Annotated in this window: 21 protein-coding genes; 10 read left to right on the plus strand and 11 right to left on the minus strand. The window is 63.1% G+C overall.

Translation table 11 applies throughout. The features are described from left to right. The first annotated feature begins 71 nt into the window (after window positions 1-71). The 5 genes from alr (at window position 72) to DQG18_RS07835 (ending at window position 5,984) form a co-directional block, all read left to right on the plus strand. Entirely contained in the window at window positions 72-1,205 is a 1,134-nt protein-coding gene (gene alr / locus DQG18_RS07815; protein ID WP_116653668.1) for an alanine racemase, read from the plus strand. Window positions 1,206-1,286: 81 nt separating this feature from the next. After that, window positions 1,287-2,690, plus strand: a complete 1,404-nt coding sequence (radA, locus tag DQG18_RS07820) for a DNA repair protein RadA (protein ID WP_116653669.1) — start codon at window positions 1,287-1,289, stop codon at window positions 2,688-2,690. A 315-nt stretch (window positions 2,691-3,005) separates the two neighbouring features. Next, entirely contained in the window at window positions 3,006-3,614 is a 609-nt protein-coding gene (locus DQG18_RS07825) for a CvpA family protein (RefSeq protein WP_116653670.1), read from the plus strand. A 112-nt stretch (window positions 3,615-3,726) separates the two neighbouring features. Further along, window positions 3,727-5,250: an amidophosphoribosyltransferase gene (purF, locus tag DQG18_RS07830; RefSeq protein ID WP_116653671.1), complete on the plus strand. Its 1,524-nt coding sequence runs from the start codon at window positions 3,727-3,729 to the stop codon at window positions 5,248-5,250. A gap of 2 nt (window positions 5,251-5,252) precedes the next feature. Further along, entirely contained in the window at window positions 5,253-5,984 is a 732-nt protein-coding gene (locus tag DQG18_RS07835; protein WP_116653672.1) for an SDR family NAD(P)-dependent oxidoreductase, read from the plus strand. Between the two features lie 310 nt (window positions 5,985-6,294). Here DQG18_RS07835 and der read toward each other — a convergent pair whose 3' ends face one another. The 8 genes from der to DQG18_RS07875 all read right to left on the minus strand — a co-directional run bounded on the left by der (window position 6,295) and on the right by DQG18_RS07875 (window position 15,999). After that, a complete protein-coding gene (gene der / locus DQG18_RS07840) occupies window positions 6,295-7,737 on the minus strand; it encodes a ribosome biogenesis GTPase Der (protein ID WP_116653673.1) in 1,443 nt (480 codons plus the stop codon). 27 nt (window positions 7,738-7,764) lie between these two features. Next, on the minus strand, window positions 7,765-8,457 hold the full coding sequence (locus DQG18_RS07845) for a tetratricopeptide repeat protein (RefSeq protein WP_116653674.1): 693 nt from the start codon (window positions 8,455-8,457) through the stop codon (window positions 7,765-7,767). A 377-nt stretch (window positions 8,458-8,834) separates the two neighbouring features. Further along, window positions 8,835-10,766, minus strand: a complete 1,932-nt coding sequence (gene acs / locus DQG18_RS07850) for an acetate--CoA ligase (RefSeq protein WP_116653802.1) — start codon at window positions 10,764-10,766, stop codon at window positions 8,835-8,837. A gap of 96 nt (window positions 10,767-10,862) precedes the next feature. Next, complete coding sequence (locus DQG18_RS07855; RefSeq protein ID WP_116653675.1) at window positions 10,863-11,615, minus strand: ABC transporter ATP-binding protein; 753 nt, start codon at window positions 11,613-11,615, stop codon at window positions 10,863-10,865. Continuing rightward, entirely contained in the window at window positions 11,612-12,382 is a 771-nt protein-coding gene (locus DQG18_RS07860; protein WP_116653676.1) for an ABC transporter ATP-binding protein, read from the minus strand. Before DQG18_RS07860 ends, DQG18_RS07855 begins: the two co-directional genes overlap by 4 nt. 12 nt (window positions 12,383-12,394) lie before the next feature. Next, entirely contained in the window at window positions 12,395-13,540 is a 1,146-nt protein-coding gene (locus DQG18_RS07865) for a branched-chain amino acid ABC transporter permease (protein WP_116653803.1), read from the minus strand. 5 nt (window positions 13,541-13,545) lie between these two features. Beyond that, window positions 13,546-14,574, minus strand: a complete 1,029-nt coding sequence (locus DQG18_RS07870; protein WP_116653677.1) for a branched-chain amino acid ABC transporter permease — start codon at window positions 14,572-14,574, stop codon at window positions 13,546-13,548. A gap of 69 nt (window positions 14,575-14,643) precedes the next feature. Continuing rightward, on the minus strand, window positions 14,644-15,999 hold the full coding sequence (locus tag DQG18_RS07875; RefSeq protein WP_116653678.1) for a substrate-binding protein: 1,356 nt from the start codon (window positions 15,997-15,999) through the stop codon (window positions 14,644-14,646). A 173-nt stretch (window positions 16,000-16,172) separates the two neighbouring features. Here DQG18_RS07875 and DQG18_RS07880 point away from each other — a divergent pair, with 173 nt between their 5' ends. From DQG18_RS07880 to DQG18_RS07895, 4 genes are all read left to right on the plus strand, one after another. Next, window positions 16,173-17,738 (plus strand): helix-turn-helix domain-containing protein, encoded by a 1,566-nt coding sequence (locus DQG18_RS07880; RefSeq protein ID WP_116653679.1) that lies wholly within the window; start codon window positions 16,173-16,175, stop codon window positions 17,736-17,738. A gap of 103 nt (window positions 17,739-17,841) precedes the next feature. Next, entirely contained in the window at window positions 17,842-18,222 is a 381-nt protein-coding gene (locus DQG18_RS07885; protein ID WP_116653804.1) for a response regulator transcription factor, read from the plus strand. Window positions 18,223-18,242: 20 nt separating this feature from the next. Further along, window positions 18,243-18,479 (plus strand): hypothetical protein, encoded by a 237-nt coding sequence (locus DQG18_RS07890; RefSeq protein ID WP_116653680.1) that lies wholly within the window; start codon window positions 18,243-18,245, stop codon window positions 18,477-18,479. Further along, window positions 18,476-21,202: a sensor histidine kinase gene (locus DQG18_RS07895; RefSeq protein ID WP_116653681.1), complete on the plus strand. Its 2,727-nt coding sequence runs from the start codon at window positions 18,476-18,478 to the stop codon at window positions 21,200-21,202. The genes DQG18_RS07890 and DQG18_RS07895 overlap by 4 nt, the downstream gene beginning before the upstream one ends. Window positions 21,203-21,217: 15 nt before the next feature. Here DQG18_RS07895 and guaA read toward each other — a convergent pair whose 3' ends face one another. Next, the gene (guaA, locus tag DQG18_RS07900; protein ID WP_116653682.1) at window positions 21,218-22,780 is read right to left on the minus strand and encodes a glutamine-hydrolyzing GMP synthase; all 1,563 of its coding nucleotides are present in this window, start codon (window positions 22,778-22,780) and stop codon (window positions 21,218-21,220) included. 342 nt (window positions 22,781-23,122) lie between these two features. On the opposite strand from guaA, the gene DQG18_RS07905 reads away from it, so the two are divergent. Next, entirely contained in the window at window positions 23,123-23,746 is a 624-nt protein-coding gene (locus DQG18_RS07905) for a flavodoxin family protein (protein WP_116653683.1), read from the plus strand. Here DQG18_RS07905 and DQG18_RS07910 read toward each other — a convergent pair. Together DQG18_RS07910 and DQG18_RS07915 are read right to left on the minus strand one after the other, a co-directional pair. Further along, window positions 23,739-24,227, minus strand: a complete 489-nt coding sequence (locus tag DQG18_RS07910; protein ID WP_116653684.1) for a TspO/MBR family protein — start codon at window positions 24,225-24,227, stop codon at window positions 23,739-23,741. The two genes, DQG18_RS07905 and DQG18_RS07910, sit on opposite strands and share 8 nt — an antisense overlap. Before the next feature lie 36 nt (window positions 24,228-24,263). Then, entirely contained in the window at window positions 24,264-25,556 is a 1,293-nt protein-coding gene (locus DQG18_RS07915; RefSeq protein ID WP_198669702.1) for an RsmB/NOP family class I SAM-dependent RNA methyltransferase, read from the minus strand. Window positions 25,557-25,591: the final 35 nt, after the last annotated feature.

Here is a 25,591-nt window from a genome sequence, read left to right on the forward strand (position 1 = left end):
CGGCCTCACTCCCTTGCAGTTCCGGTCGCTCTGGTTCATGTCTCGGAGACTGGGGATTCGTCCGAGGCGCCATGACCACCAATTCCACATTGCTCGGCGGCGGCATCAGCGTCGATCTGGATGCGATCACACGCAACTGGAAGGCGATCGATACGATTTCGGGGCAGGCGCTGACCGCCGCCGTGGTCAAGGCCGATGCCTATGGCCTGGGGCTCAGGGCCGTTTCGCGCACGCTCTATCAGGCGGGCGCGCGGTTCTTTTTCGTTGCCACCCCCGATGAGGGCGTGGCGTTGCGCGCCGCCCTGCCCCGCGCGCATATCTTCATTCTCGACGGGCTCGTCCCCCGCACGGCGCGCGACTATGCCGCGCACAATCTGATGCCGGTGCTCGCCTCGATGGGGCAGTTGACCGAGTGGCTCGATTTCTGCCTCAACCGGGGCGAAGCGGCGCCCGCGGCGCTCCATTTCGATACCGGCTTCAACCGCGTGGGCTTCCGCATGAAGGAGGCCGAACTGGTCCAGCGCGAGCTCTCGCAAACCCGGTTCGAGCCGCAGATGATCATGAGTCACCTTGCCTGCGCCGACCAGCCCAGCCATGAGATGACGCGCAAGCAGAACGGGCTGTTCCAGGGCATTCTGAACCTTTTCCCCGATATCCCCGCCTCGCTCGCCAATTCGGCGGCCATCATGACGTCCAAGGACTATCACTACCAGATGGTGCGCCCCGGCATCGCCGTCTATGGCGGGCGGGCGATCAACAGCCGCTCCAACCCGATGGCCCCGGTCATTGCCATGGATGTGCCGATCCTTCAGATCAAGGAAGCGCGGATCGGTGAAACCGTCGGCTATGGCGCGCTGCACCGGCTGCGGCGCGACACCCGCCTTGCCATCGTCGGCATCGGCTATGCCGACGGGTTCTTCCGCTCGCTCTCGGGCATTGGCGGACAGATGGGGGGCAAGGTGGCGATCAATGGCGCGCTCGCCCCCATCCTTGGCCGCATCTCGATGGACATGACGGCTATCGACATCACCGACGTGCCCGGCTTCGTTCAGCCCGGCGATCTGGTCGAGGTGCTGGGCCCCAACGTCACCGTGGACGATGTGGCCGACGCGGCACGCACCATCGGCTATGAAATCCTCACGACGCTCAACGGACGGTTCCCGCGACGGTATGTAAACGTGCCCAACGGGGTTTCGATCGACTAAAATGTTCTTATTTTGTTCTTGACAGGCGCATGGCTTTCGCGCCATGAGCAATCAGGACCTGTTCTCTTTCGCAGAGTATCGATGGCAAAACCCCGCAGCACCTATATCTGCCAGATGTGCGGCAACATCACCCCGCGCTGGGCCGGGCGGTGCGAGGCATGCGGGGAATGGAACACCATCGCCGAGGAAGTCGCGTCCTCCGGCGTGGGCGGAGGGCCCAAGGCCGCCGTGTCCTCGGGCCGGCCGGTGGAACTGGTGACGCTGTCGGGGGAGAGCGAGGACGCCATCCGCATCGTTTCGGGCAATGGCGAACTCGACCGCGTGCTGGGCGGCGGGTTCGTGATGGGCTCGGCGATCCTCGTTGGCGGCGATCCGGGGATCGGTAAATCGACGCTTCTGTTGCAGGCCGCCGCCGCCCTTGCCCGGCAGGGCAAGCGGGTGGTCTATATTTCGGGCGAGGAGGCCATCGCGCAGGTCCGCCTGCGCGCCGCGCGGCTCGGGGTTGCCGACGCAGCGGTCGAACTGGCCAGCGAAACCCATGTCGAAACCATCCTTGCCACCATAGAGGAAGGCGAGGCGCCCGATCTCGTCATCATCGATTCCATCCAGACCTGCTGGACCGAGCGCGTCGAGAGCGCGCCGGGCACCGTGACGCAGGTGCGCACCAGCGCACAGGCGCTTACCCGCTTTGCCAAGAAGACCGGGGCGGCGGTAGTTCTGGTCGGCCACGTCACCAAGGACGGGCAGATCGCCGGTCCCCGTGTCGTCGAGCATATGGTCGATGCCGTGCTTTATTTCGAGGGCGACACGTCCCTCACCTACCGTATCCTGCGCGGGGTCAAGAACCGCTATGGCGCGACCGACGAGATCGGCGTTTTCGAGATGGCCGGCTCGGGCCTGCGCGAAGTGCCCAACCCCTCGGCCCTTTTCCTCGACCAGCGCGACAGCGGCGCCGCCGGTTCGGCGGTCTTTGCGGGCGTCGAGGGCACGCGGCCCGTGCTTGTCGAAATCCAGGCGCTGGTCGCCCCCTCCCCGCTCGGTACGCCCCGCCGGGCAGTCGTGGGCTGGGATTCGGCACGGCTCTCGATGGTGCTGGCCGTCCTCGAAACCCGCTGCGGGGTGAGGATCGGGGCCAACGACATCTACCTCAACGTCGCGGGGGGCCTCAAGGTCAACGAACCCGCCGCCGATCTCGCGGTCGCCGCCGCGCTCATCTCCTCGCTCACCAACGCCCCGCTCCCGGCCGATGCAGTCTATTTCGGCGAAATCGGCTTGTCGGGCGGCGTGCGCCCCGTCGTCCACGCCAATCTGCGCATCCGCGAGGCCGCCAAGCTCGGCTTCGGCTCGGTCCACACGGCCCGTTTGGGCAAGGCCGACAACGCCGAAGGCGTCCTCGTCCACGAATTTTCCGCCCTGGCCGAACTGGTCGGCCGCATCGCAGCCAATCGGCAGCCGCAGACCGGGGGTGATGACGGCGAGGCCTAGAATGTTTCAGGTTCTGATGGAAACAGCCTGCCGGAGCGGTTGGGGTTGGACCGCGCTGGATTCCGGGAACGAGTCCCGGGGTCCAGTGCGAGCCCAGCCCAACCATCCAGGCATATCGCTTCCATCAAAAACTGAAACGATCCAGGGCCAGTCCCACCACCCCTTTCGTCATTGCCCAGCGCCAGTCCGGGCGCAAGCAGCCCTGCGCCCCCCGCACAAACCGATTTCCCCAGCATAATCCCAAGCAAATGCTTGGCTTTGACACATTTAGCCGCTAAACGGGGCAAAATCCCGGAGTTGGTGGAGACATCCCCTATGCTGACCGCTTTCGACATCGGTGTCGGTATCCTCGTTCTGGTTTCGGCGCTGCTGGCGACAACGCGCGGGCTGACCCGCGAGGTGCTCTCGCTGGTCACGTGGGCGGGCTCGGCTGCCTTTGCGGCCTATATGTTCTTTTATCACCCCGAAATCGCGCGCCAGTACATCACGCCCGAAATCTGGGCCGACGTCGCTACCGCCGTCGTCAGCTTCCTTGGCGCGCTCATTATCCTGCATCTTCTCACCATGCGCATCGGGGACTGGATCACCGACAGCCGGCTCGGTCCGCTCGACCGTACGCTTGGGTTCGTCTTCGGCGCCCTGCGCGGCGTCCTGATCGCGATCGTGGTGGTCATCTTCGGCACGTGGCTGCTCGGCTCGAACCTGCCCGATTGGGCGGCACAGGCACAGACGCTGCCCACGCTTGAAAATCTGGGCAACAGCCTCATTTCGTTCCTGCCGGAAAATCTCGAGGAGCAGGTCAACGACATCCTCCAGCGCGGCGTCGCGCCCGATGACGGCGTGCCCCCGCCGCCGGGCGAGGTGACCCCGCCCGCAGACGGCACGATCATCAACGATGAAGGCGCCAACGACCCTCAGGCCTGAGCCTTGCGGTATCGGGTCACCCTCGCGTGATCGGGCGAGCCCCGGGATCGTGTCATGTTGACTTGGACGGCGGCGGAGCGTAATCCCCGTCCCCATGCAGTCCTCGCACCCCATGGTGGAAAATTTGGCCCAACCCCGCGCGACGACAGACCATCTCACCGGACTCGATCTCGACATGAATGGTGACACGCTGCGCGAAGAGTGCGGCGTGTTCGGCATTTTAGGCCATGAGGATGCCGCGGCCCTCACCGCGCTGGGGCTTCACGCCCTCCAGCATCGCGGACAGGAAGCGGCCGGCATCGTTTCGTTCGATGGCGTCCATTTCAATTCCGAGCGCCATCTGGGGCTGGTGGGCGACAGGTTCACCGACGCCGCCACCCTTGCCCGCCTGCCCGGCAACCTCGCCATGGGCCATGTGCGCTATTCCACCACCGGGGAAACCGTCTTGCGCAACGTCCAGCCGCTCTTTGCCGAGCTGGAAGTCGGCGGCATCGCGATTGCGCACAACGGCAATCTCACCAACGGGCTGGCCTTGCGCCGCCGCCTCATCGCGCAGGGCGCTATCTACCAGTCGACTTCAGACACCGAGGCCGTGCTGCACCTGATCGCCCGTTCCCAGCGCACCGGTTCCGCCGAGCGCTTCATCGACGCGCTGGGCGCCCTCGAGGGCGCCTATGCGATGGTGGCCATGACCCGCACCAAGCTGATCGGCGCGCGCGACCCCAACGGCATCCGCCCGCTGGTGCTGGGCGAATTGGGCGGCAGGCCCATCTTTGCCTCGGAAACCTGCGCACTCGACATCATCGGCGCCAATTTCGTGCGCGATGTCGAGAACGGCGAGGTGATCGTGTGCGAGATGCAGCCGGATGGCGAGATCACCATCGACAGCTTCAAGCCCTTTCCGCCGCGCCGCGAGCGGGTGTGCCTGTTCGAGTACGTCTATTTCGCCCGCCCCGACTCGGTAGTCGCCGGGCGTTCAGTCTATGGCGCGCGCAAGAACATGGGCATCAATCTGGCCGGGGAAGCGCCGGTCGAGGCCGACGTGGTCGTGCCGGTGCCCGATGGCGGCACCCCCGCCGCGCTCGGCTATGCGCAGGCCTCGGGCATCCCTTTTGAATACGGCATCATCCGCAACCACTATGTCGGACGCACCTTCATCGAGCCCACCCAGTCGATCCGGGCGCTCGGGGTGAAGCTCAAGCATTCGGCCAACCGCACCGCAATCGCGGGCAAGCGCGTCGTGCTGGTCGATGATTCCATCGTGCGCGGCACGACATCGCTCAAGATCGTGCAGATGATCCGCGACGCGGGCGCGCGCGAGGTTCACTTCCGGGTCGCCAGCCCCATGATCTATCATTCCGATTATTACGGCATCGACACCCCCGACCCCGAAAAGCTGCTGGCCAACCAGTATGCGACCATCGATGAGATGTGCCGCTATATCGGGGCCGATTCCCTCCAGTTCCTCTCCATCGACGGGCTTTACCTCGCCGTTGGCGGCGAGAAGCGCGACGCGCAGGCGCCGCAGTTCACCGATCATTACTTCACAGGGGACTATCCCACCCCGCTCACCGACCTCAAAGGGCGCGGCAAGCGCGATCCCAAGCAGGTCTCAATGCTGAGAGAAGCCGTTTGAGCATGTCTGTAAATCAGGATCTGGCCGGACGCGTCGTCCTGGTCACCGGGGCCTCGCGTGGCCTGGGCTATGCCGCCGCCAAGAACGCCGCTGCACGCGGCGCCCATATTGTTGCCGTGGCGCGCACCGTTGGCGGGCTCGAAGACCTCGACGACGAGATCCAGGCGCTGGGTTCCTCGACGACACTGGTGCCGATGGACCTCACCGATGGCGATGCCATCGACCGGCTGGGCGCGGCGATCTTCGAGCGCTGGGGCCTGCTCGACGGGCTGATCGGCAATGCCGGGGCTCTGGGCGTGCTTTCGCCCCTGCCCCACATCGCGCCCAAGGAATTTGCCAAGGTCTTTGCCGTCAATGTCGGGGCGAACTATCGGCTGATCCGCTCGGTCGATCTGCTGTTGCGCCAATCCGATGCCGGGCGCGCGGTTTTTGTCTCCTCGGGTGCCGCACTTTCCGCCAAGCCCTATTGGGGCCTTTACGCCGCCTCCAAGGCCGCGCTCGATGCCATGATCAAAAGCTATGCGGGGGAAATGGCCATCACCAACGTCAAGGCCAACGTCTTTTATCCCGGCCAGGTCCGGACCGCCATGCGCGCCAAGGCCATGCCCGGCGAAGACCCCGAAACCCTCCCCGCCCCCGACGAGATCGCCCCCAAAATGGTCGACCTCATCTCCCCGGCCTACGACAAGACCGGCATGCGGGTGGATGTACTGACCGGCGAGGAGCCGCTTTAACAGCAGTCCCGCGTTTGTCGCCAGTACCGTATGGACCCCGGGAACAAATCCCGGGGTAACATCGGAACTGGGGCAAATTTTAGCCAGACATTCCATTATCATTCCGGCATTTGTTGCCGGAGTCCAGAGCGATGCCGCCCTGATCGTCAAAGCTCGTTTTTCTGCAAAGAAATCGCCGCTCCATCCAACCTGCGCGACAATCGCCGGTTGCCTTGGCGTGGGCTCGGGCCATTCGGAGGGGTGCCCGCAAAAATTTGACTGAACGAATTGAACGGAAATCGTTTTCCCGTTCAACTATGGCCTGGTAAAACTACTTACCGTCATCGTCCACATACGGGTTTTTGCCGCCACGGACCCACAACCGGATCGGCGTGCCGAACAATCCGAAATCCTGCCGCAGCCCGTTGATGAGGTAGCGCTGGTAGGCCATGGGCAGGGCATCGGGGCGGGAGACGAAGACGATGAAGCTGGGGGGCCTCGTCTTGGCCTGGGTCATGTAGCGCAGCTTGAGCCGGCGCCCCGAGACCGCCGGGGGCGGATGGTGCTCGATCAGCGCGGCGAGCCAGCGGTTGAGCTTGGCGGTCCTGATCTTGACGTTCCAGACCCGTTCGATATCGAAGACGGCCTTCATCAGCCGGTCGATATTGCGCCCCTGCAAGCCTGACAGCGTCACCAGCGGGATGCCGCGAAGCTGGGGCAGCAGCCGCTCGCACTGCTCACGCAGTTCGGCCAGCCTGGCGTTCTTGTCTTCGACGAGGTCCCACTTGTTGACGGCGATGACCATGGCCCGCCCCTCGCGCTCGACGAGGTCGGCCAGTGCAAGGTCCTGCTTCTCGAAAGGAACCGTCGCATCGAGCAGCAGCACCACCACCTCGGCGTACTGGATCGAGCGCAGGCTATCGGCCACCGAGAGCTTTTCGAGCTTGCCCTGCACACGCGCCTTGCGGCGGATACCGGCGGTATCGACGAGGTTGATGACCCGGCCTTCCCATTCCCACGGCACCATGATCGAATCGCGGGTGATGCCTGCTTCCGGCCCCGTCAGCAGGCGTTCGGCACCCACCATGCGGTTGATGAGCGTCGACTTGCCCGCGTTGGGGCGGCCCACGATGGCCACATTCAGATAGCGGTTGGGGTTCCAGCGCATGGGCGCGGTGTCGCCCGCCTGATCTTCGCCCTCGTCCTCATCGACGTCGACGTCGGTGGCGGGCTTTTGCACCATCTCGTAGTCGAACTCTTCGGCTTTCACCGCCTCCGCCTTGTCCACGGCCTGCGAGATGATCGTATAAAGATCGGCCAGCCCCAGCCCGTGCTCGGCGGAAAGCGGGATCGCCTCGCCGAATCCCAGGCTATAGGCCTCGATCAGCCCGGCGTCCGCAGCCCTGCCCTCGGCCTTGTTGGCGATGAGGTGGATGGTCTTGCCGGCCCGGCGCAGAAGGCGGGCGAAATGTTCATCGGTCGGCGTAACGCCGGCGCGGGCGTCGATCATCATCAAGATGATGTCGGCCTCGGCAATGGCCATCTCCGTCTGGCGGCGCATGCGGGCTTCGAGGCTGTCGTCGTTGGCATCCTCATAACCGGCGGTGTCGAGCAGGGTGAACGTCAGGTCGCCGATGCGGCCCAGCCCCTCGCGGCGGTCGCGGGTGACGCCGGGCGTGTCATCGACAATGGCAAGCTTTTTCCCCACCAGCCGGTTGAACAGCGTGGACTTGCCGACATTGGGGCGCCCGACGATGGCGACGGTAACGGACATATCTGACTTTCGGCGTTCGACGCGCGGTTATTCGGCCGGCTCGGGTTCGGCTTCCGAAGCGATCTCGATGCCAGCCGAGGCCAATTGCTCGAGATAGACATGGGCGCGAAGCTGCATCTCCTGCCCGGCGGCCTGGTCGGCGGCGATCGCCTCGAAACTGGCACTCGCCGCTTCAAGATCGCCCGCCTTGAAATAGGCCAGCCCCAGAGCCTCGCGGGCCTGGTTGCGCAGCGGGCTTTCCTCCCCGGTCAGGGTCCCGGCGCGCGCCTCGACAGCGGCCACATCGAGATGGTCGACCGCAAGATAGGCGCCTAGGATCAGCGCCAGCTCGCGCAGGCGGATTTCATTGAGCGAAGAGGATAGCGCATCATAAGCCGAGATCGCAGCGTCAGGATTGCCCTCCTCGGCCAGCAGCGATGCTGCGCGGAACTGTGCAAGTATGCCGTAACCGTTGGGGTCATTGGCAGCGATGGCTTCAAGCGCGGCCTGCGCTCCGGACAGGTCGCCGCGCTCGGCCAGCGAGATCGCGGTGTAATAACGTTCTGACGCCTCGGCGGCCGAGCTGTCGCGCCACCACTTCCAGGCCTCGTTGGCCGCGACGATCAAGACGATCAACACCGCCGCGCCGATGATGAAGGGCGCATAGCGCTTCCAGAACGCCTTGAGCTTGTCGCTCCGCAGTTCTTCTTCGACTTCGCGCAGGAAGGAATCTTCACTCATCGGGTTCGGCCCTGAAATTCTTTGCAAATCGGGGCGGACAATAGTGTCCCCGCCCTCATAATGCAATCACGGCTTGGGAGGACGACAGGGCAATCTCATATGCTTCGGCTTTCGCCGAATCCCCCCTCCCAACCTCCCCCACAAGGAGGGAGGTGCTGGCCTTGTGCGTATGAGAGCGCCCAGGAAAAGAAAGCACCCTCCCCTTGATGGGGAGGGCTGGGGAGGGGTGAAGCCACAAGCGCAGATTCACATGCGATAGCACTGAGGGGGACGGGGCGGCGTTCTCGTCCCGTCGCGTGAAAATATTTTTGCCCCGCCGGCGTGCAGCAGGGCCGCGCGCAAGCAGGTCGAAAAAAGCTAAATTCATCAACCGGTTGTCAGATGTTTAGCCTCTTCTCGATGAGATCGTCGACAACCGCAGGATCGGCCAGCGTCGAGGTATCGCCGAGCGAGCCGTAATCGTTCTCCGCGATTTTCCTCAGGATCCGGCGCATGATCTTGCCCGAACGGGTCTTTGGCAGGTTCGTGGCGAACTGGATAAGGTCGGGCGTCGCGATGGGGCCGATCTCCTTGCGTACCCATGCTTTGAGTTCGGCTTCGAGTTCTGGCGTCACGGTTTCACCGGCCATCAGCGTCACGTAGCAATAGATGCCCTGCCCCTTGAGCTTATGGGGATAACCCACGACGGCGGCTTCGGAAATCTTGGGGTGGGCAACCAGCGCGCTTTCGATTTCCGCCGTTCCCAACCGGTGCCCGGAGATGTTGAGCACGTCATCGACCCGCCCCGTGATCCAGTAATAGCCATCCGCATCCCTGCGGCAGCCATCGCCGGTGAAGTAATAGCCCTTGTATTGCTGGAAATAGGTTTCCTTGAAGCGCTGGTGATCGCCCCAGACGGTGCGCATCTGCCCCGGCCAGCTATCGGTGATGGCCAGCACCCCCGAGGCTTCCGTCTCGGTGATCTCCTTGCCCGTTTCGGGATTGAGGATCACGGGTTTTATCCCGAAGAACGGCAGCGTCGCGGACCCCGGCTTGGTGGGGATGACGCCCGGCAGCGGCGTGATCATCGTGGCGCCGGTTTCGGTCTGCCACCACGTATCGACGATCTCGCATCGTCCGCGCCCGACATTCTTGTGATACCAGTGCCAGGCTTCCGGGTTGATCGGCTCGCCGACCGTACCGATCAAACGCAGGCTCGAAATGTCGGCCTTTTTCAAGAACTCCTCACCCGCCCCCATCAGCGCGCGGATCGCGGTGGGGGCGGTATAGAAGATACTGACCTTGTGGCGCTCGACGGCCTGCCAGAAGCGCGAGGCGTCGGGCCATGAGGGGATGCCCTCGAAGATCAGCGAAGTGACGCCGTTGGCGAGCGGGCCATAAACGATATAGGTGTGGCCGGTGACCCAGCCCACATCCGCCGAGCACCAATAGACGTCGCCCGGGCGTGGATCGAAGATCATCTCGTGAGTCATCGCGGCCCAGACGAGATAGCCGCCGGTGGTGTGCAGCACGCCCTTGGGCTTGCCGGTGGACCCGGAGGTATAAAGGATGAACAGCGGGTCCTCCGCGTTCATCGGCTCGGGCTCGCAGACCGGCTCGACGGCGGCCGCCGCGTCGTGCCACCACATGTCGCGACTGCCTTTCATGGCGATATCGTTGCCGGTATTGGCGAAGACGATCACCTTCTCGACGCCAGGGCAATCCTCGAGCGCGATATCGACATTGGCCTTGAGCGCCACCGTCTTGCCGCCGCGCCGCCCCTCGTCGGCGGTGATGACGACGCGGCTATCGCAGTCGTTGATGCGTCCGGCCAGCGCGTCAGGCGAGAATCCGCCGAACACCACCGAATGCACCGCCCCGATGCGCGCGCAGGCCAGCATGGCATAGGCGGCGGCCGGGATCATCGGCAGATAGATGGTGACGCGATGGCCTTTCCTGACGCCCAGCCCCTTGAGCACATTGGCGAGGCGGCACACCTCGTCGTGAAGCTGCCGGTAGGTGATGTTGAGGGCTTCGTCAGCCGGATCGTCAGGCTCCCAGATGAGCGCCGTCTGATCGGCCCGCTCTTTCAGGTGCCGGTCGATGCAGTTGGCGGATACGTTGAGGACGCCGTCCTCGAACCATTTGACGGAGATATCGGGCCAGGCAAACGTTGCGTTCCTGGCCTTCGAATACGGCTTGATCCAGTCGAGGCGTCTGCCCTCTTCCATCCAGAACGCTTCGGGATCGGCGATCGAGGCCTCGTATTTCTCCGCAAAGCTTTCCGGGGTTAGACGCGTGTGCCGGGTGAGGAAAGCGTGGCTGTTCATTTCCATATCCTTGACTGCAATAGGGTGCGGAGGGGTGGGGCCCTCCGCAGCCTGCACCCGGTTAAGAGCACAGGCATCCGGTTCGGGAACGCGGGGCTAGACGGCGAGGTATTCGCGCCTGAGTTCCGCGTTGTCGAGCACGTCCTGGGCGGAGCCGACGAACACGACCTCGCCCGTATCGAGGATCACCGCCCGATCGGCGAGCTTGAGCGCGGCAATCGCGTTCTGCTCGACGATGATGGAGGTGATGCCCAGTTCCTTGATCTCCTTGAGAATGCCCTCGATCTCCTGCACGATGACCGGGGCCAGCCCTTCATAGGGTTCATCGAGCAGCAAAAGCTTGATGTCGCGGGCCAGCGCCCGGGCGATGGCGAGCATCTGCTGCTCGCCGCCCGAAAGCGTCGTTCCTTCCTGCCTTCGGCGCTCGGCAAGGCGCGGGAAGTGACCATAGATGCGGTCCAGCTCCCACCCCTTCCCCGGCGCGACCTGGGCCAGCGTGAGGTTTTCCTCCACCGTCAGCCCCTGAATGATGCGGCGGTCTTCGGGGACCAGCTGGATGCCGGCCTGCGCCGCCTCGAACGATTTCATGGCGTGAACCGGCTGGCCATCGAGCCAGATTTCACCAGCCTGAAGCTGGGGGTTGTCGAGCCGGGCGATGGTCCGCAGCGTCGAGGTCTTGCCCGCGCCGTTGCGGCCCAGAAGCGCAAGGATCTCGCCGTGATTGACCGAGAGCGACACGCCCTGGACGATATAGCTTTCCCCGTAATAGGCGTGGATATTGTCCACCTTGAAGAACGAGGCGGTCTCCGTGGCGGCGGCGGGCCTGATATCAGTTGCCTGGGCGTTCATGTGTAGGCTCCTCCAAGATAGGCTTCCTGCACGCGCGGGTCGCCCTTGATCTCCGAGGGCAGACCCTCGGCGATGATGCGCCCGCCCGCGAGCACCGACATCCGGTCGGCCAGCGAGAACACGACGTGCATGTCGTGCTCGATGATGACCTTGGTCATGCCGCGCGCCTTGATCTTTTTCAAAAGCTCGATGGTGGTGTTGGTGTCGTGACGGCTCATGCCGGCGGTAGGCTCGTCGAGCAGCAGCAGGCGCGGCTTCTGGATAAGGCACATGGCCAGTTCCAGCCGCCGCTTGTCGCCGCGCGAGAGCGCCCCGGAATTGACGCCCCGCCTTTCGATCAGCCCCACATCCTCGAGTATCGCCTCGGCTTCCTCGCGGATTTCCGTCTCGTTATCGGTCGAGCGGAACATGTTGATCCTGAACGCTCCGTCGCGGCGTGCAAAGGCCGGCGTCATCACGTTCTGCAGGACGGAGAGATCGGCAAATATCTCCGGGGTCTGGAACACGCGGGCGACCCCGAGCTGGTTTATCTCGTGCGGTTTCTTGCCCGTCAGCACCGTTCCGTCGAAAACCACCGCCCCCGACGTCGGTGCAAGCCGCCCGATGATGACGTTGAGCAGGGTCGATTTTCCGGCCCCGTTGGGGCCGATAATCGCGTGCGTCTTGCCTTCCTCAATCTGGAGATCGATGTCGGCAAGGGCATGGAGCCCGCCAAAGCGCTTGTGCACATCGGCGACGTGGAGAACGACATTGTCCTTGGTTTCCATTGTATCGTCTCCCTATTCCGCGGCCGAGGCCTTGGTGACCGGCTCCGGCGTTCGCCCGGTCCGATCCTTGAAGTACGCGCTCAATCGCCGCACACCTTCCATCACGCCGCCCGGCAGGAATACGACGACCACCACGAAGAGCAGGCCGAGCGTCAGGTGCCAGCCCTCGCCGACGAATTTGGACGAGACGGTTACCGCTACATCGCGCACGCCATCGGGCAGGAAGCCGAAGAAGCCGTTGAGCATGTTGTAGTTGATCGCCGAGAAGATGTTCTCGAAATACTCGATCAGCCAGGCGCCGATGACTGGCCCGAACAGCGTTCCCACACCACCCAGGATGGTCATGAGCACGACGTTGCCGGACTCGGTCCACTTCATGCGCTCGGCGCCTGCCAGGGGATCGGTGACCGACATCAGCGCGCCGGCGAGCCCAGCAAACATGCCCGAGATGACGAACGCGGTGAGCAGGTAGGGTTTGATGTCAAAGCCCGTATAGCTCATGCGCATCTGGTTGGACTTGATGCTGCGCAGCGCCATGCCGAAGGGCGAAGCGAAAATCTTCTGCGAGATGAAGAACGACAGGATCAGGACCACCGCGCAGAGATAAAAGCCGCCATATCCCCCCAGTTCCATGCCGAACAGGGTCGGGAACGGCAGGCCCGCGCCGTCGACCTGATTGCCGAACGCCATATCGAGGACGCGCGGGTCGCCGCGCGCCAGCAGCAGGCCGGTTTCACCATTGGTGATCGGCGTCAGCACCGAATAGGCCAGGCTGTAGCTCATCTGCGCGAAGGCGAGTGTCAGGATCGAGAAATAGATGCCCGTGCGGCGCAGGCTGAAATAGCCGATGATGAGCGAGAACAGCCCCGCGACGATGATGGCGAAGATGATGGCGGGCAGGATTTCCATACCCAGCAGCTTGAACGTCCATACGGTCGTGTACGAGCCGACGCCCAGGAAAGCTGCGTGACCGAAGCTGAGATAGCCGGTGAGCCCGAACAGGATGTTGAAGCCGATCGCAAAGATCGCGGCGATCGCGAATTTCTGCATGAGGCCGGGATAGGCCGCCCCGAACGGGGCGAGCCAGAGCGGCATGGCGACGACCACCGCGGCGAAGATGACGAGACTGATGAGGTCTTTTCTGGACAGTGAAAGCATGCCGATCACCCTTCCATGACGCCGCGCCGGCCCATGAGGCCGCGAGGCCGGACGAGCAGGATGACGACTGCAACGAGATAGATGATGACCTGATCGATGCCCGGGAAGATGGCTCTCACCTCATTCATCGACGCAAAGGACTGGAGAATGCCGAGCAGGAACCCGGCGGCGACCGCCCCTCCCAGCGATCCCATTCCCCCCACCACCACGACCACGAAGGACAGGACGAGGAAGTCCATGCCCAGCATGTAGTTGGGCGCAAGCAATGGCGTGTACATGACCCCCGCCACGCCAGCGACGACCGCCGCGAGCCCGAAGACCACGGTGAACCGCCGGTCGATATTGATGCCCAGGATCGATACGGCCTCCCGATCCGCCATGCCGGCACGAACGACCATGCCGTAGGTGGTGAACTGCAGGAACGCGAAGACTCCGGCGATCACGACGCCCGAGAACATGAGATAGATCAACCGCCACCAGGGATAGGTGATAGCGTGGGGCGCAAAGCCGAGCCAGCTTCCCACATCCGCCGCGCCGCGCAGGGCGGTGGGGATCGGCTGCGGGATGGGGTTGGGTCCGAAGAAGGTCTTGACGATCTCGGCGAGAACGATGGCAAGGCCGAACGTCACGAGGATCTGCTCGGCATGCGTGCGCTTGTAGAAATGCTTGATCAGGCCGCGCTCCATGGCAATGCCGATCAGGAGCATGAGCGGGACCGCGAGCAATATCGATATGGGCACGGAATAATCGACCAGCACGGCGCCGAAATCGCCCAGCCATGCCTGGATGACGGGCGTCTTGACCTCGAGAGGCGCTCCCCATGGAGATAGCTGTTCAGGGTCGATGGTGACTGTTTCAATCGTCAGCAGATATCTGAACGCCACAGCGCAAAAACAGCCAAGCATGAACAGCGCGCCATGGGCGAAGTTCACGACACCGAGCGTGCCGAAAACGAGCGTGAGGCCAAGGGCGATGAGCGCGTAGGCGCCCCCCTTGTCCAACCCGTTCAGCAACTGGGTTAGGAAAACATTCATCGATGTAACTCTTCCGTGCGAAGCCTATCAGGGCCGGTCGCGCTCAGGGCGCGACCGGAAAGACCATCGTCAGCACTGGTTGGGTTCGTATGGACCCAACTCGCCACCAAAGATCGACGGATCGTAGATGACCTCCTCACGGGAGGTCTGGCCGATAACGTTGAGCACGTCGAAGTTGCTGGTGGGGTTTTCGTTGCCGCGCACCACGAGAACTTCCTTGAAGCACTGGTGGTCGGCATCACGGTAAAGGGTCGGGCCGTTGCCCGCGCCGTCGAACTCGAAGCCCTCAAGGGCCCGGATGACCTCAGGCGGATAGAAGGTGCCGGCGCGCTGGACGGCATCCGCATAGAGGATGGCCTGCACGTAGCTGGTGTGAGCGGCCTGGGAGGGCGGCACACCGTACTCACTGCCATAGGACGTGGTGAAGGCCTTGGTGCCCTCATCCTCGAGGCCCCACTGCCAGTTGGACGTGCCGATGATGCCGCGCACCGCCTCTCCGGCACCCACCGCCATCAGTTCCGAGAACATCGGGACGACGATTTCAAACTGCTTGCCGTTCACCTGGCGGTCGCGCAGGCCGAACTGCACTGCCTGGGGCAGCGAGTTCACCATGTCGAGGCCATAGTGGTTGAGGATCAGCACGTCGGCGCCGGAATTGAGCACCGGGGTGAGGAACTGGGAATAGTCGCCCGCACCGAGCGGGGTGCGGACGGCATTGACCGTCTCCCACCCGAGCGCTTCGGTCGCGTTCTTGATCGACTCTTCCTGCGTCCAGCCCCAGGTGTAGTCCGCCGTCAGGTGATAGGCCCGGCGCTCGTTGCCATATTCCGCGGCAAGGAACGGGGCAATGGCGACGCCGGACTGGTAGGCGTTGAAGAAATGGCGGAAGCCATATCTGCGCTTGTCCTTGCCGGTGGTATCGTTGGAGTGCGTCAGGCCGGACATGTAGATGACGCCCATTTCCTGACACAGCGCCTGCTGGGCGATCGCCTCGCCCGAGGTGACCGACCCGGTGACCACCACGGCGCCATCGCGCTCGATCATGCGGCGCGCACCGTCGCGGGCAACGTCGGTATTGGTCTGGGTATCCCCCGTCACGAACTCGATCTTCTTGCCGAGTACACCGTTCCCCTCGAGCGCAAGCGGCTTGAGTGTCTTGAGGATACCGCCATCGCCCTCACCGTTGATGTGCTTGACGGCAAGCTGGTAGCCGTTCAGCGAATCAAGACCTTCCTCCGTGTAAGGGCCGGTCAAAGGCACGTTGAAGCCGAACACGGCCTTGCCGGTGACTTCGGGATTGTTGCAGAACTCCTGCGCCCAGGCGCCCTTTGAGATGATCAGCGGCGAGACGCCGGTTGCGAGAATGCCGGCCATGCCGGTCTTGATCACGCGACGGCGGCTGATTCCGCGCTTCAAATCGCTCATATTTCTCCTCCTTTTGGCGCGGCGCGCGTACCTCCATACGCCATTCACCGCTTCGGGGAGTATTGAGCGCAGTTAATGCCGGCGCAATATACTATTGAAATAAAACAGATTTTCTGTAAATTGTTGCACTAATTTTGGCGCTGAATCGTCAATTCGTTGACAATCGAGGCGAAATGCGGGCACCGATCGGACTGAGAATAAGTACGCTGCGCAAGGCGTTAGGCATTTCCCAGGCAGGACTGGCCCGCTCGGTCGAAGTGTCGCCGAGTTATCTCAACCTCATCGAAGCCAACAAGCGCCAGGTGGGCGGTTCACTGCTTCAGCGCATCGCCGCCGAACTGGGCGTCCCCATCGATGAACTGACGGGCGAAGCCGAGCACCGGCTGATTCACGAACTGGTCGAGGCCTTTGCCGACCCGGTGCTGGCGGGCAGCGGCATGGGAATGGAGGATGCGCGTGCACTGGTTGCTACCCAGCCCCAAATGGCGCAACTGATCGCCCGGCTCTATCGGGCCTATACCGCCGCCGCCGCCAATACCGATGCCTATGCCGACCGGCTGCAGGCCGATCCGCTGCTGAGCCAGATTCTCCATCAGGTCCTGTCGGGTATCACCGCCGTCCGGGCCAGCGCGGAGATTCTCGAAGACGTTTCCGATCTTAGCCAGCAGGAGCGCGGGCGCTTCATCGGCTCGATCACCCGAGAAACACGCGGCCTGACCGCCGTTGCGCAGAATCTCATTGGGCAGTTCGATCAGGCCAGCACCGTTTCCCGCACCGGCTCGGTGCGTCGGGAACTGGACGACATGATCTTTGCGGCACACAACTACTTTGCCGATCTCGAGGACCGGGCCGCCGAAATCAGGCAGGTGCTCGACACAGAAGGACCTCTCACCGAAGCCACGATCGTCGGCGTGCTCGAAAAAGGCCACGGCATCACGGTGAAGCGGGCCTCGGCGACACCCTCCGCACGGCCCTACAGCTATGACAGGGCGACACGGACGCTGTGGTTCCGCAACACCACGCCCCAATCCACCCGCCAGTTCCAGATGGTCAGGCTGGCAGCCGAGTTGACCAGCGACGATGCGCTGACTGCCGCCGCCAGCGTTCCGCTTCTGACCTCCCCGGAAGCGCGCGAGCGTGCGCGGCGTTATCTCTCGTCCTACATCGCAGGGGCGGTATTGTTTCCCTATGAGCAGTTCAGGGACGATGCCGAGCGGCTGCGCTACGATATCGAGGCGCTGAGCGAAATCTATAACGCCAGTTTCGAGCAGATCGCCCACCGGCTCGTGACCCTGCGGCGTGAGGGAGCCGAGGGCGTTCCGTTCGGCTTTCTACGCGCCGACCCCGCCGGGCGGCTGACCAAGCATTTCCCCCTGCCCGGCCTGCTATTGCCCCACACGGGACACGCCTGCCCTCTCTGGGCCATCTATACCGCGTTCCGTTCATCGGGCCAGATCGTGCGGCAGGTGGCACAGTTTTCGGATGGCTCGCGCTTCCTGTTCGTTGCCAAGGCCGTCTCGCGGCGGTCCTCGGGCTTTGCCGACCAGATTCTTCCCCACGCAATCCTGCTGGTCACCGACATTCTCCACGCAGACCGCACGGTCTATACGGCCGGTCTCAACATCAACGATCCGACGGCGGACGTACCGGTCGGGCCCACCTGCCGCCTGTGCATCCGGTCCAAATGCGCAAGCCGCCAGGAAGAACCGTTCATGCCGCACGAAGCAGCCCTACACTGACCGTACCTTTCCATGAGAGGAAGCGACAAGGGCTTGGCGAAACGGGAAGTTTGCGCTTATCTGTCCGCCGTGCTCTTTGGAGGAAGAGCCCGGAGGGGTTATTTTGGCAATTGATATTCTTATTGCGGAAGACGAGCCGAGTATAATAGAGGCGCTGGATTTCGTGCTCAAACGGGCTGGCTGGAGTGTGAACACCGTCACGGAAGGGGACGAGATCCTCGACGCCGTGCGCCGTCAGAGCCCGCGCGTGCTATTGCTCGATGTGATGCTGCCCAAGCGAAGCGGGTTCGAGGTTCTCAAGCAGATCAGGGCCGACAAGGTCACGGCGAGCTTGCCCGTACTCGTGCTGACAGCCAAGGGGCAACAGCAGGACCGCAGGATCGCCGAGGAACTGGGCGCCGATGCGTTCATCACCAAACCATATTCCAACGCCGACGTCGTGAGCACCGTACGTACCCTGCTGAACGGCTCGACGAAGACTTAGAGCGCCCAACAGAACCAGTCATGACACGCCGCAAGATCATCGGAGCCGCCCTGTTCGTCACGCTGTTCGGCACCGCGGCGATCATGCCCCCATTGCTGTTCGTAGCCGGGGGCAACATGGATCTCCTCGGCATACCCGTCGCCATGGTCTATGTCTTCACGATCTGGATACTGATGATCGTCGGCGCTGTCGTGCTGGCGCGCTACCTGCCCCATGACGAGCCAACCCCACCGACGCGGCAGGATCACCCATCATGACGTTGACCGCCGATCTGGTTATCGCCACCGCTGTCGCCTATGTCGGCCTGCTGTTCCTCATTGCCTATGTGGGTGACCGCCACACAAGGAATCGGACCGGCGGTTTCCTGCGCTCGCCATTCGTTTATACGCTTTCGATCTCAGTATACTGCACGAGCTGGACGTTTTACGGGGCAGTGGGCTCAGCCGCGCGGACGGGGCTTGAGTTCGCCACCATATATCTGGGCCCGACGCTGGTTTTCGTGGGGTGGTGGTTCATCCTGCGCCGTCTCGTGCGGATCAGCCACGACCAGCGCATCACCTCGATCGCCGACCTCGTCTCGTCGCGCTTTGGAAAATCGAGCCGGCTGGCCGTGCTCATCACCATTCTCGCGGTGATCGTCATTTCCCCCTACATCGCCCTTCAGCTCAAAGCGGTCACCTCCTCGATCGAGGCCATCGCCGGGGCGTCCGAATTCGGGCGGGGAAGCCTCGAGGGTTGGGACGATACCGGACTGGCGTTCGGCGTGGCCGCGTGCATGGCCATGTTCACCATCCTGTTCGGCACGCGCAACGTGGACGCCAAGGAACAGCACCACGGGGTGGTGGCCGCCATCGCGTTCGAAGCCGTGGTCAAGCTGGCCGCGCTGGTGACGGTCGGGGTCTTCGTCGTTTACATAAGCGGTGGCGCGGATGCGATCTTTGCCAATGCCGCCGCCGCGGGCATCGAAGTTCATTCCACCTATACTGCCGCCGACCGCTGGATCAGTTCCACCCTGCTGGCCGCCGGGGCGATCATCTGCCTGCCACGCCAGTTCCAGGTGACGGTGGTGGAAAATTCGGACGAGAATCATCTCAGGACCGCGTGCTGGCTGTTCCCCACCTACATGGTGGCGATGAGCCTTTTCATCCTGCCGATAGCGCTTTACGGGCTGACCGCAATGCCGACGGGTTCCAACCCCGACATGTTCACCCTCACCCTGCCGCTGGCCGCCGGCAACGATGGGTTGGCGCTTTTCGCCTTTATCGGTGGGTTTTCCTCGGCGACCTCGATGATCATTCTGGAATCCATCGCCCTTTCGATCATGGTGTCGAACCATATAGTGGTCCCGATCATGCTGCGCATGACAGCAGGCGATGGTATCGGGGACGGACTGGGCGTGCGCCGGCTGATCCTCAACGCCCGACGGTTTTCCATCATCCTCATCCTGTTCCTGGGCTTTTCCTATTTTTACCTCACGCGCGGGTCGGACGCACTGGCCCCAATCGGGCTAATCTCGTTTACCGGTGTCGTCCAGTTCTTGCCGGCGGTGCTTGCCGGGCTGTTCTGGCGCGATGCGACGGCGAAAGCGGCGACCGTCGCGATTTTCGTGGGCTTTCTGGTGTGGCTGTGGTCGAGCTTCATGCCGAGCTTTTCGTCCTCTTCTGCCACGGTCGCGGCGATCATGGCGGACGGGCCGTTCGGTATCGGCTGGCTGCGTCCGCAAAGCCTGTTCGGCCTCGAAGGACTGGACCCGCTGGCGCACGCCGCGTTCTGGAGCCTGTTCCTCAACACGACCATCCTTATCGTGGGGTCGCTGATCACCAATCAGTCGGCGCTCGAACATGTGCAGGCCGCGCTGTTCCTCAACGTTTTCCGCAAGCAGGCGGGCGAGGCAAATCCCATCCGCAGCACCGCCACGGCGGACGATCTTTTCCTCGTCGCGCGGCGCGTCCTGGGCCACCAGCGGGCCGTGAACCTATTTTCCGAGGAAGCGAAACAGACGCGGATGCCGTGGACGAATCTCGAGCCCAGTACCGCCTTCATTCGCCAACTCGAACGCGAACTGGCGGGCTCGATCGGCGCTGCCTCGGCGCACGTCATGCTCTCCAAGGTGGTTTCGGGCGATACGGTCTCGCTCGAGGAGGTCATGCAGATGGCCGACGAGACCCAGCAGGCCATCGAATATTCACAGGAACTCGAACGCACGTCCGCAGAACTGCGCGCCACGGCCGAAAAACTCGAAGTGGCCAACCGGGAATTGCGCCGGGTCGACATGCAAAAGGACGAGTTCCTGAGCCAGGTCAGCCATGAAGTGCGCACACCGATGACAGCGATCCGGGCGTTCACGGAAATCCTGATGTCGCACAGGAACCTTGCCACCGACGCACGCGAGCGTTTTGTCGGCACGATCCACAAGGAAAGCCTGCGGCTGACATCGCTGCTCGATGAAATCCTCGATCTCTCGACACTCGAACGCGGCGAGCGAGTCTGGGAGAACTATGCGATCGATGCCGAGGAATCGCTCGATCAGGCCCTGGGGGTGTGCGATGCGCTGGCTCGGCAGAACAACACCACCGTCAAAAGCGGGACGCGGGTGGGCAAGGCGATCATTCTTGCGGACCCCTACCGACTGAGCCAGGTGATGATCAACCTCGTGTCCAACGCCATAAAATACAACGAAGCGCCCCACCCCGAGGTTGAGATCCACTCGCGCATCAGGGGCCGGAACTACGTCGTGGAGGTGCAGGATAACGGCCTGGGCATCCCCGAGGAGGAAAAACCGCACATTTTCGACAAGTTCTATCGCGGCCGCAGCGGGGACGCCACGCCCTATGCGGGAGCGGGCCTGGGCTTACCGATCAGCCGGGAAATCATCCTGCGCATGAACGGCAAGCTCGAACTCGTTTCGGGTGCCGAAGGCGCATGCTTCAGGATTACACTCCCCCTGTCGGATGAGCAGGAGGTCAGCCAGTCAGGCTGAATTTGTTTGGGGGTGTCACTCCCACTCGATGGTTCCCGGGGGCTTTGATGTCACGTCGTAGACGACGCGGTTGATGCCCTTGACCTCGTTGATGATGCGGGTGGCGGTGCGGCCCAGGACGTTCATGTCGAAGGGGAAGAAATCGGCGGTCATGCCGTCGACCGAGGTGACGGCGCGCAGAGCGCAGACGCTTTCATAGGTGCGGCCATCGCCCATGACGCCGACGGTCTGGACGGGGAGCAGGACGGCAAAGGCCTGCCAGATGGTGTCGTAGAGCCCGGCTTTCCTGATTTCCTCGAGATAGATGGCGTCGGCCTGACGGAGAATGTCGAGCTTTTCGCGGGTGACGCCGCCCGGCAGGCGGATCGCGAGGCCGGGCCCGGGGAACGGATGGCGACCGACGAAATGCTCGGGAAGGCCCAGTTCGCGGCCGAGCTTTCGCACCTCATCCTTGAAGAGCTCGCGCAAGGGCTCGACAAGTTCCATGTTCATCCGCTCGGGCAAGCCGCCAACATTGTGGTGGCTCTTGATGGTGACCGAGGGGCCGCCGGTGAAGGAGACTGATTCGATGACGTCGGGGTAGAGCGTGCCCTGCGCGAGAAACTTGACCCCGCCGATCCTGCCGGCTTCCTGCTCGAAGGTTTCAATGAAAAGGCGTCCGATGATCTTGCGCTTGGCCTCGGGGTCGACGACGCCTTCGAGCTCGCCGATGAAAGCGTCCGACGCATCAACGTGAACGAGCGGAATGTTGTACTGATTGCGGAACATCGAGACGACTTCGTCGGCCTCGTTTTTCCGCATCAGGCCATGGTCGACGAATATACAGGTAAGCTGGTCGCCGATGGCCTCGTGGATGAGCAGGGCCGCAACCGAGGAGTCGACGCCGCCCGACAGCCCGCAGATGACCTTTTCGCTCCCGACCTGCTTGCGGATGGCCGCGACGGCCTGTTCGCGATAGGACGACATGGTCCAGTTCGCCTCGCAGCCGCAGATGGCGTGGACGAAATTGGCGTAGAGCTTTGCGCCATCCGGGGTGTGAACCACCTCGGGGTGGAACTGGACGCCGTAGAATTTGCGGGTTTCGTCGGCGATGATCGCAAAGGGTGCGCCGGGCGATGTGCCGACGGCCTCGAAACCTTCGGGGATTTTGGCAACCTTGTCGCCGTGGCTCATCCACACCTGATAGGAATGGTCGAGCGCCCAGACGCCTTCATAGAGCGCGCAATCCTTTTCGATGCGCACCTCGGCGCGGCCAAATTCGCGCACATAGCCGGGCTCGACGACCCCACCGAGCGCGACGCACATCGCCTGCTGGCCATAGCAGATGCCGAGCACCGGCACGCCGTAATCGAGAAGTTTCGGATCGACCTGGGGCGAGCCTTCCTCGATGACGCTGGCGGGTCCGCCCGAAAGGATGATGCCCCTGGGTTTTAGCGTTTCGAGCGCTGCAACGGCTGCGCTGAATGGATGGATTTCGCAATAGACCCCGGTCTCACGAACCCGGCGCGCAATGAGCTGGGTTACCTGCGAACCGAAATCGACGATGAGAATGGTGTCGGAAGGCGCGGCGTTCTGCATGGCGACGCTTTAATCGGAATCGCGTCAGGGGGCAATGGTCTGGCGAACTCATATGAAATTTCCGGACCGCTGCAACCCATCGAGTGCGAGGGCGTTTGAGATGGACGGGGCAGCCCTTAAAGGCGCTTTCTCGGAATGAGACGGTTTCCATGCGGCAAGGGCGGTTTCGTCCCGGCCGGAAACGCTCCAAGCCGGTTGAACGGGCTCCGCGTCCCAGCCCGATCAGACCGGTCACAAGACCGTTAGGTCCCATACCAGCGGTCTTTGGCGGCCACCCCGGATGTCCCTCGCATTCGGGGTGGTTCCCATGAAAGCCGGCCCCGGCCCGACAAGGAATCCTCAATGCCTTCCCAGGAACTTACAGCCATTGCGCTCAACGGAACGCTCAAATCCAGCAGCGCCGGCTCCCCGTCATCGACCGACCGGATGCTCGATCTTTTCGAGGCCGAGCTCAAAAAGCTCAATTGCACGATGGAACGGGTCCGTCTCGCCGATTTTAACATCAAACCCGGCGTTTCCTCCGATGAGGGCAGCGGGGATCAATGGCCCGATATCCGCCGCCGAATTGTCGCGGCGGATATCGTGATCGCGGGGTCGCCGGTGTGGATGGGCCAGCCCTCGAGCGTCATCAAAAGAGTGCTCGAACGGATGGATGCGTTTTTGTCGGACACCGATGAGAGCGGCCGCATGCCCAGTTACGGCAAGGTCGCGCTGGTCGCCACCGTGGGAAACGAGGATGGCGCGCACCACGTTTCGGCGGAACTTTACCAGGCCCTCAACGATGTCGGCTTTTCGCTCGCGCCCAATGCCGTTGGCTATTGGGTGGGCGAAGCGATGGGCAGTACCGATTTCAAGGATCTCGACAGCATTCCCGAAGGCGTTTCCACGGCGGTCCACATGGCGGCGGTCTGTGCCGTGCATATGGCGGGGCTCCTCAAGCAGCACCCGTTTCCCTCGGTCAATTGAGTGCCGCAAGGGAAATATTGAGAAAGCTCGCAAAGCCCACCCAGAGCGCGTAGGGCACGAAAAGCCAGGCGGAGAGCCGGTCACGCAGCCAGCTATAGGCGATGAAGGCGAGGATGGTTGCGAGCATGGGGAGAATGATGAGGACGGCCAGCCAGAGGTTTTCAGCGGTGAAAAAGGCCGGAGACCACGCCCAGTTGAGCACCATCTGCAAGCCCCACAGACTCATTCCCGCGCCAAGAAAACCCTCGCGCAGCGCAGTGCGCCAGCCCGCAATGGCAATTAGCACGTAAAGGGTGAACCACACGGGGGCAAATACCCAACTGGGCGGATTAAACGGCGGCTTGTCGAGCGCGTCGTACCACGCGCCGGGCGTTGTCTGGGTGCCGATGAAGGCGCCGGCGCCGATGACGACGACCAGAAAGCCGCAAAGAAGGAGAAGGGACCGGGGCTGTCGCTGCTGCATGGAGATGTTCTTGCTCATGGCCCAACAACGTCACCGGAAGCTTTCGGTTCACCGCTAGGGGTTTTTCCTTAGCCGGGCGCAGAAAAAGCCGTCGGTGTCCGTCGATGCCGGGGTGAGAGTGAGGGTCTTGCCGTCGCCGCTCAGGGGGTGCGGTGCGGCGGGGAAGATTTGCGGCCAGATTTCGGGCAGCGGGACGGCCTCGAAATCGGGGTGGCGAGCGAGAAAGGCCGCAACCTGATCGTCGTTTTCTTCGGGCAGGATCGAGCACGTTATGTAGACGAGTTCGCCCCCCGGCCGGAGGAAACGCGCCGCTTCATCGAGCACGGCGATCTGGTCGGCGATGCGCGCCTCGAGCTGGGCGGGGGTGAGCTTCCATTTGGTATCGGGGCGACGGCGCCATGTGCCGGTACCGGTGCACGGCGCATCGACGATGACGCGGTCCATCCTGCCCACGAGATCATCGAGCGCGCCGGGATCGGGATTGCGGACCTGAACGTTGCGCACACCATTGCGCTTGAGACGCTCGTGGATGGGTGCAAGGCGCGGGCGTTGGCTGTCATAGGCGAAAATCTGGCCCGAATTGCCCATGGCGGCGGCGAGCGCGAGGGTCTTGCCCCCTGCGCCTGCGCAAAGATCGAGGATCTGTTCGCCCGGTTTTGCGCCCGCCAGGAGGGAGACGATCTGGCTCCCCTGGTCCTGAATCTCGAACCAGCCTTTCTGGTATCCCTCATCCACCTGCACATTGGCCGTGCGGGCGGCGGCGGGACCGGCGGGAATCCGCAGGCCATCGGGCGCGATGGCGCAGGGTTGCGGCGAGAAGCGCGCAAGGCTTCTGGCCACGCGCTCGCGGCTCGATCTGAGCGTATTGGCGCGCATGTCGAGGGGCGGGCGGTGGGTCATGCCCTGCCCTTCCTCGATCCAGCGGGTGCCGAAATTGCGCTCGAGTGAGGGCGCGAGCCATTCGGGCGCATCGGCGCGCACGTGATCGGGCGCACTGGAAAAAGCCGAATCATCTGAAAGCCTTGCAGCTTCCGCTTCGGAGATCGATTCGGGCGCGAAGCGGTCGGTGCTCAAGTCCTCGTTCAAGGACTTCACATCTTGATTCCAGTCGTTGACCGCTACCGAGAGGATGAGCGCGCGCGGAGTGTCTTCACCCATGCGGAAGGCATGGGACGCGCGCTTGCGCAGGGCGTCATAGACCAGATTGCCGATGGCGGCGCGGTCCCCTGCCCCGGCAAAGCGATGATCGAGCGCCCAGCCCTTGAGCGCTTCGGACGCCGGGCGCTTGCGCGCCTCCATATCGGCCAGAATCTCCATGGCCGCCGCCATGCGTCCGGGCAGGCGCATCAGATGGTCTCCAACGTCACGGGAAAGGCTGCGCC

Source organism: Pelagibacterium sediminicola, assembly GCF_003390885.1.
Classification (GTDB): domain Bacteria; phylum Pseudomonadota; class Alphaproteobacteria; order Rhizobiales; family Devosiaceae; genus Pelagibacterium; species Pelagibacterium sediminicola.

What these genes read in the sequence shown, in the direction of transcription:
- alr (WP_116653668.1), top strand. Translation starts at nt 72, where the DNA reads ATGACCACCAATTCCACATTGCTCGGCGGCGGCATCAGCGTCGATCTG.
- radA (WP_116653669.1), top strand. Translation starts at nt 1,287, where the DNA reads ATGGCAAAACCCCGCAGCACCTATATCTGCCAGATGTGCGGCAACATC.
- DQG18_RS07825 (WP_116653670.1), top strand. Translation starts at nt 3,006, where the DNA reads ATGCTGACCGCTTTCGACATCGGTGTCGGTATCCTCGTTCTGGTTTCG.
- purF (WP_116653671.1), top strand. Translation starts at nt 3,727, where the DNA reads ATGGTGGAAAATTTGGCCCAACCCCGCGCGACGACAGACCATCTCACC.
- DQG18_RS07835 (WP_116653672.1), top strand. Translation starts at nt 5,253, where the DNA reads ATGTCTGTAAATCAGGATCTGGCCGGACGCGTCGTCCTGGTCACCGGG.
- der (WP_116653673.1), bottom strand. Translation starts at nt 7,737, where the DNA reads ATGTCCGTTACCGTCGCCATCGTCGGGCGCCCCAATGTCGGCAAGTCC.
- DQG18_RS07845 (WP_116653674.1), bottom strand. Translation starts at nt 8,457, where the DNA reads ATGAGTGAAGATTCCTTCCTGCGCGAAGTCGAAGAAGAACTGCGGAGC.
- acs (WP_116653802.1), bottom strand. Translation starts at nt 10,766, where the DNA reads ATGAACAGCCACGCTTTCCTCACCCGGCACACGCGTCTAACCCCGGAA.
- DQG18_RS07855 (WP_116653675.1), bottom strand. Translation starts at nt 11,615, where the DNA reads ATGAACGCCCAGGCAACTGATATCAGGCCCGCCGCCGCCACGGAGACC.
- DQG18_RS07860 (WP_116653676.1), bottom strand. Translation starts at nt 12,382, where the DNA reads ATGGAAACCAAGGACAATGTCGTTCTCCACGTCGCCGATGTGCACAAG.
- DQG18_RS07865 (WP_116653803.1), bottom strand. Translation starts at nt 13,540, where the DNA reads ATGCTTTCACTGTCCAGAAAAGACCTCATCAGTCTCGTCATCTTCGCC.
- DQG18_RS07870 (WP_116653677.1), bottom strand. Translation starts at nt 14,574, where the DNA reads ATGAATGTTTTCCTAACCCAGTTGCTGAACGGGTTGGACAAGGGGGGC.
- DQG18_RS07875 (WP_116653678.1), bottom strand. Translation starts at nt 15,999, where the DNA reads ATGAGCGATTTGAAGCGCGGAATCAGCCGCCGTCGCGTGATCAAGACC.
- DQG18_RS07880 (WP_116653679.1), top strand. Translation starts at nt 16,173, where the DNA reads ATGCGGGCACCGATCGGACTGAGAATAAGTACGCTGCGCAAGGCGTTA.
- DQG18_RS07890 (WP_116653680.1), top strand. Translation starts at nt 18,243, where the DNA reads ATGACACGCCGCAAGATCATCGGAGCCGCCCTGTTCGTCACGCTGTTC.
- DQG18_RS07895 (WP_116653681.1), top strand. Translation starts at nt 18,476, where the DNA reads ATGACGTTGACCGCCGATCTGGTTATCGCCACCGCTGTCGCCTATGTC.
- guaA (WP_116653682.1), bottom strand. Translation starts at nt 22,780, where the DNA reads ATGCAGAACGCCGCGCCTTCCGACACCATTCTCATCGTCGATTTCGGT.
- DQG18_RS07905 (WP_116653683.1), top strand. Translation starts at nt 23,123, where the DNA reads ATGCCTTCCCAGGAACTTACAGCCATTGCGCTCAACGGAACGCTCAAA.
- DQG18_RS07910 (WP_116653684.1), bottom strand. Translation starts at nt 24,227, where the DNA reads ATGAGCAAGAACATCTCCATGCAGCAGCGACAGCCCCGGTCCCTTCTC.
- DQG18_RS07915 (WP_198669702.1), bottom strand. Translation starts at nt 25,556, where the DNA reads ATGCGCCTGCCCGGACGCATGGCGGCGGCCATGGAGATTCTGGCCGAT.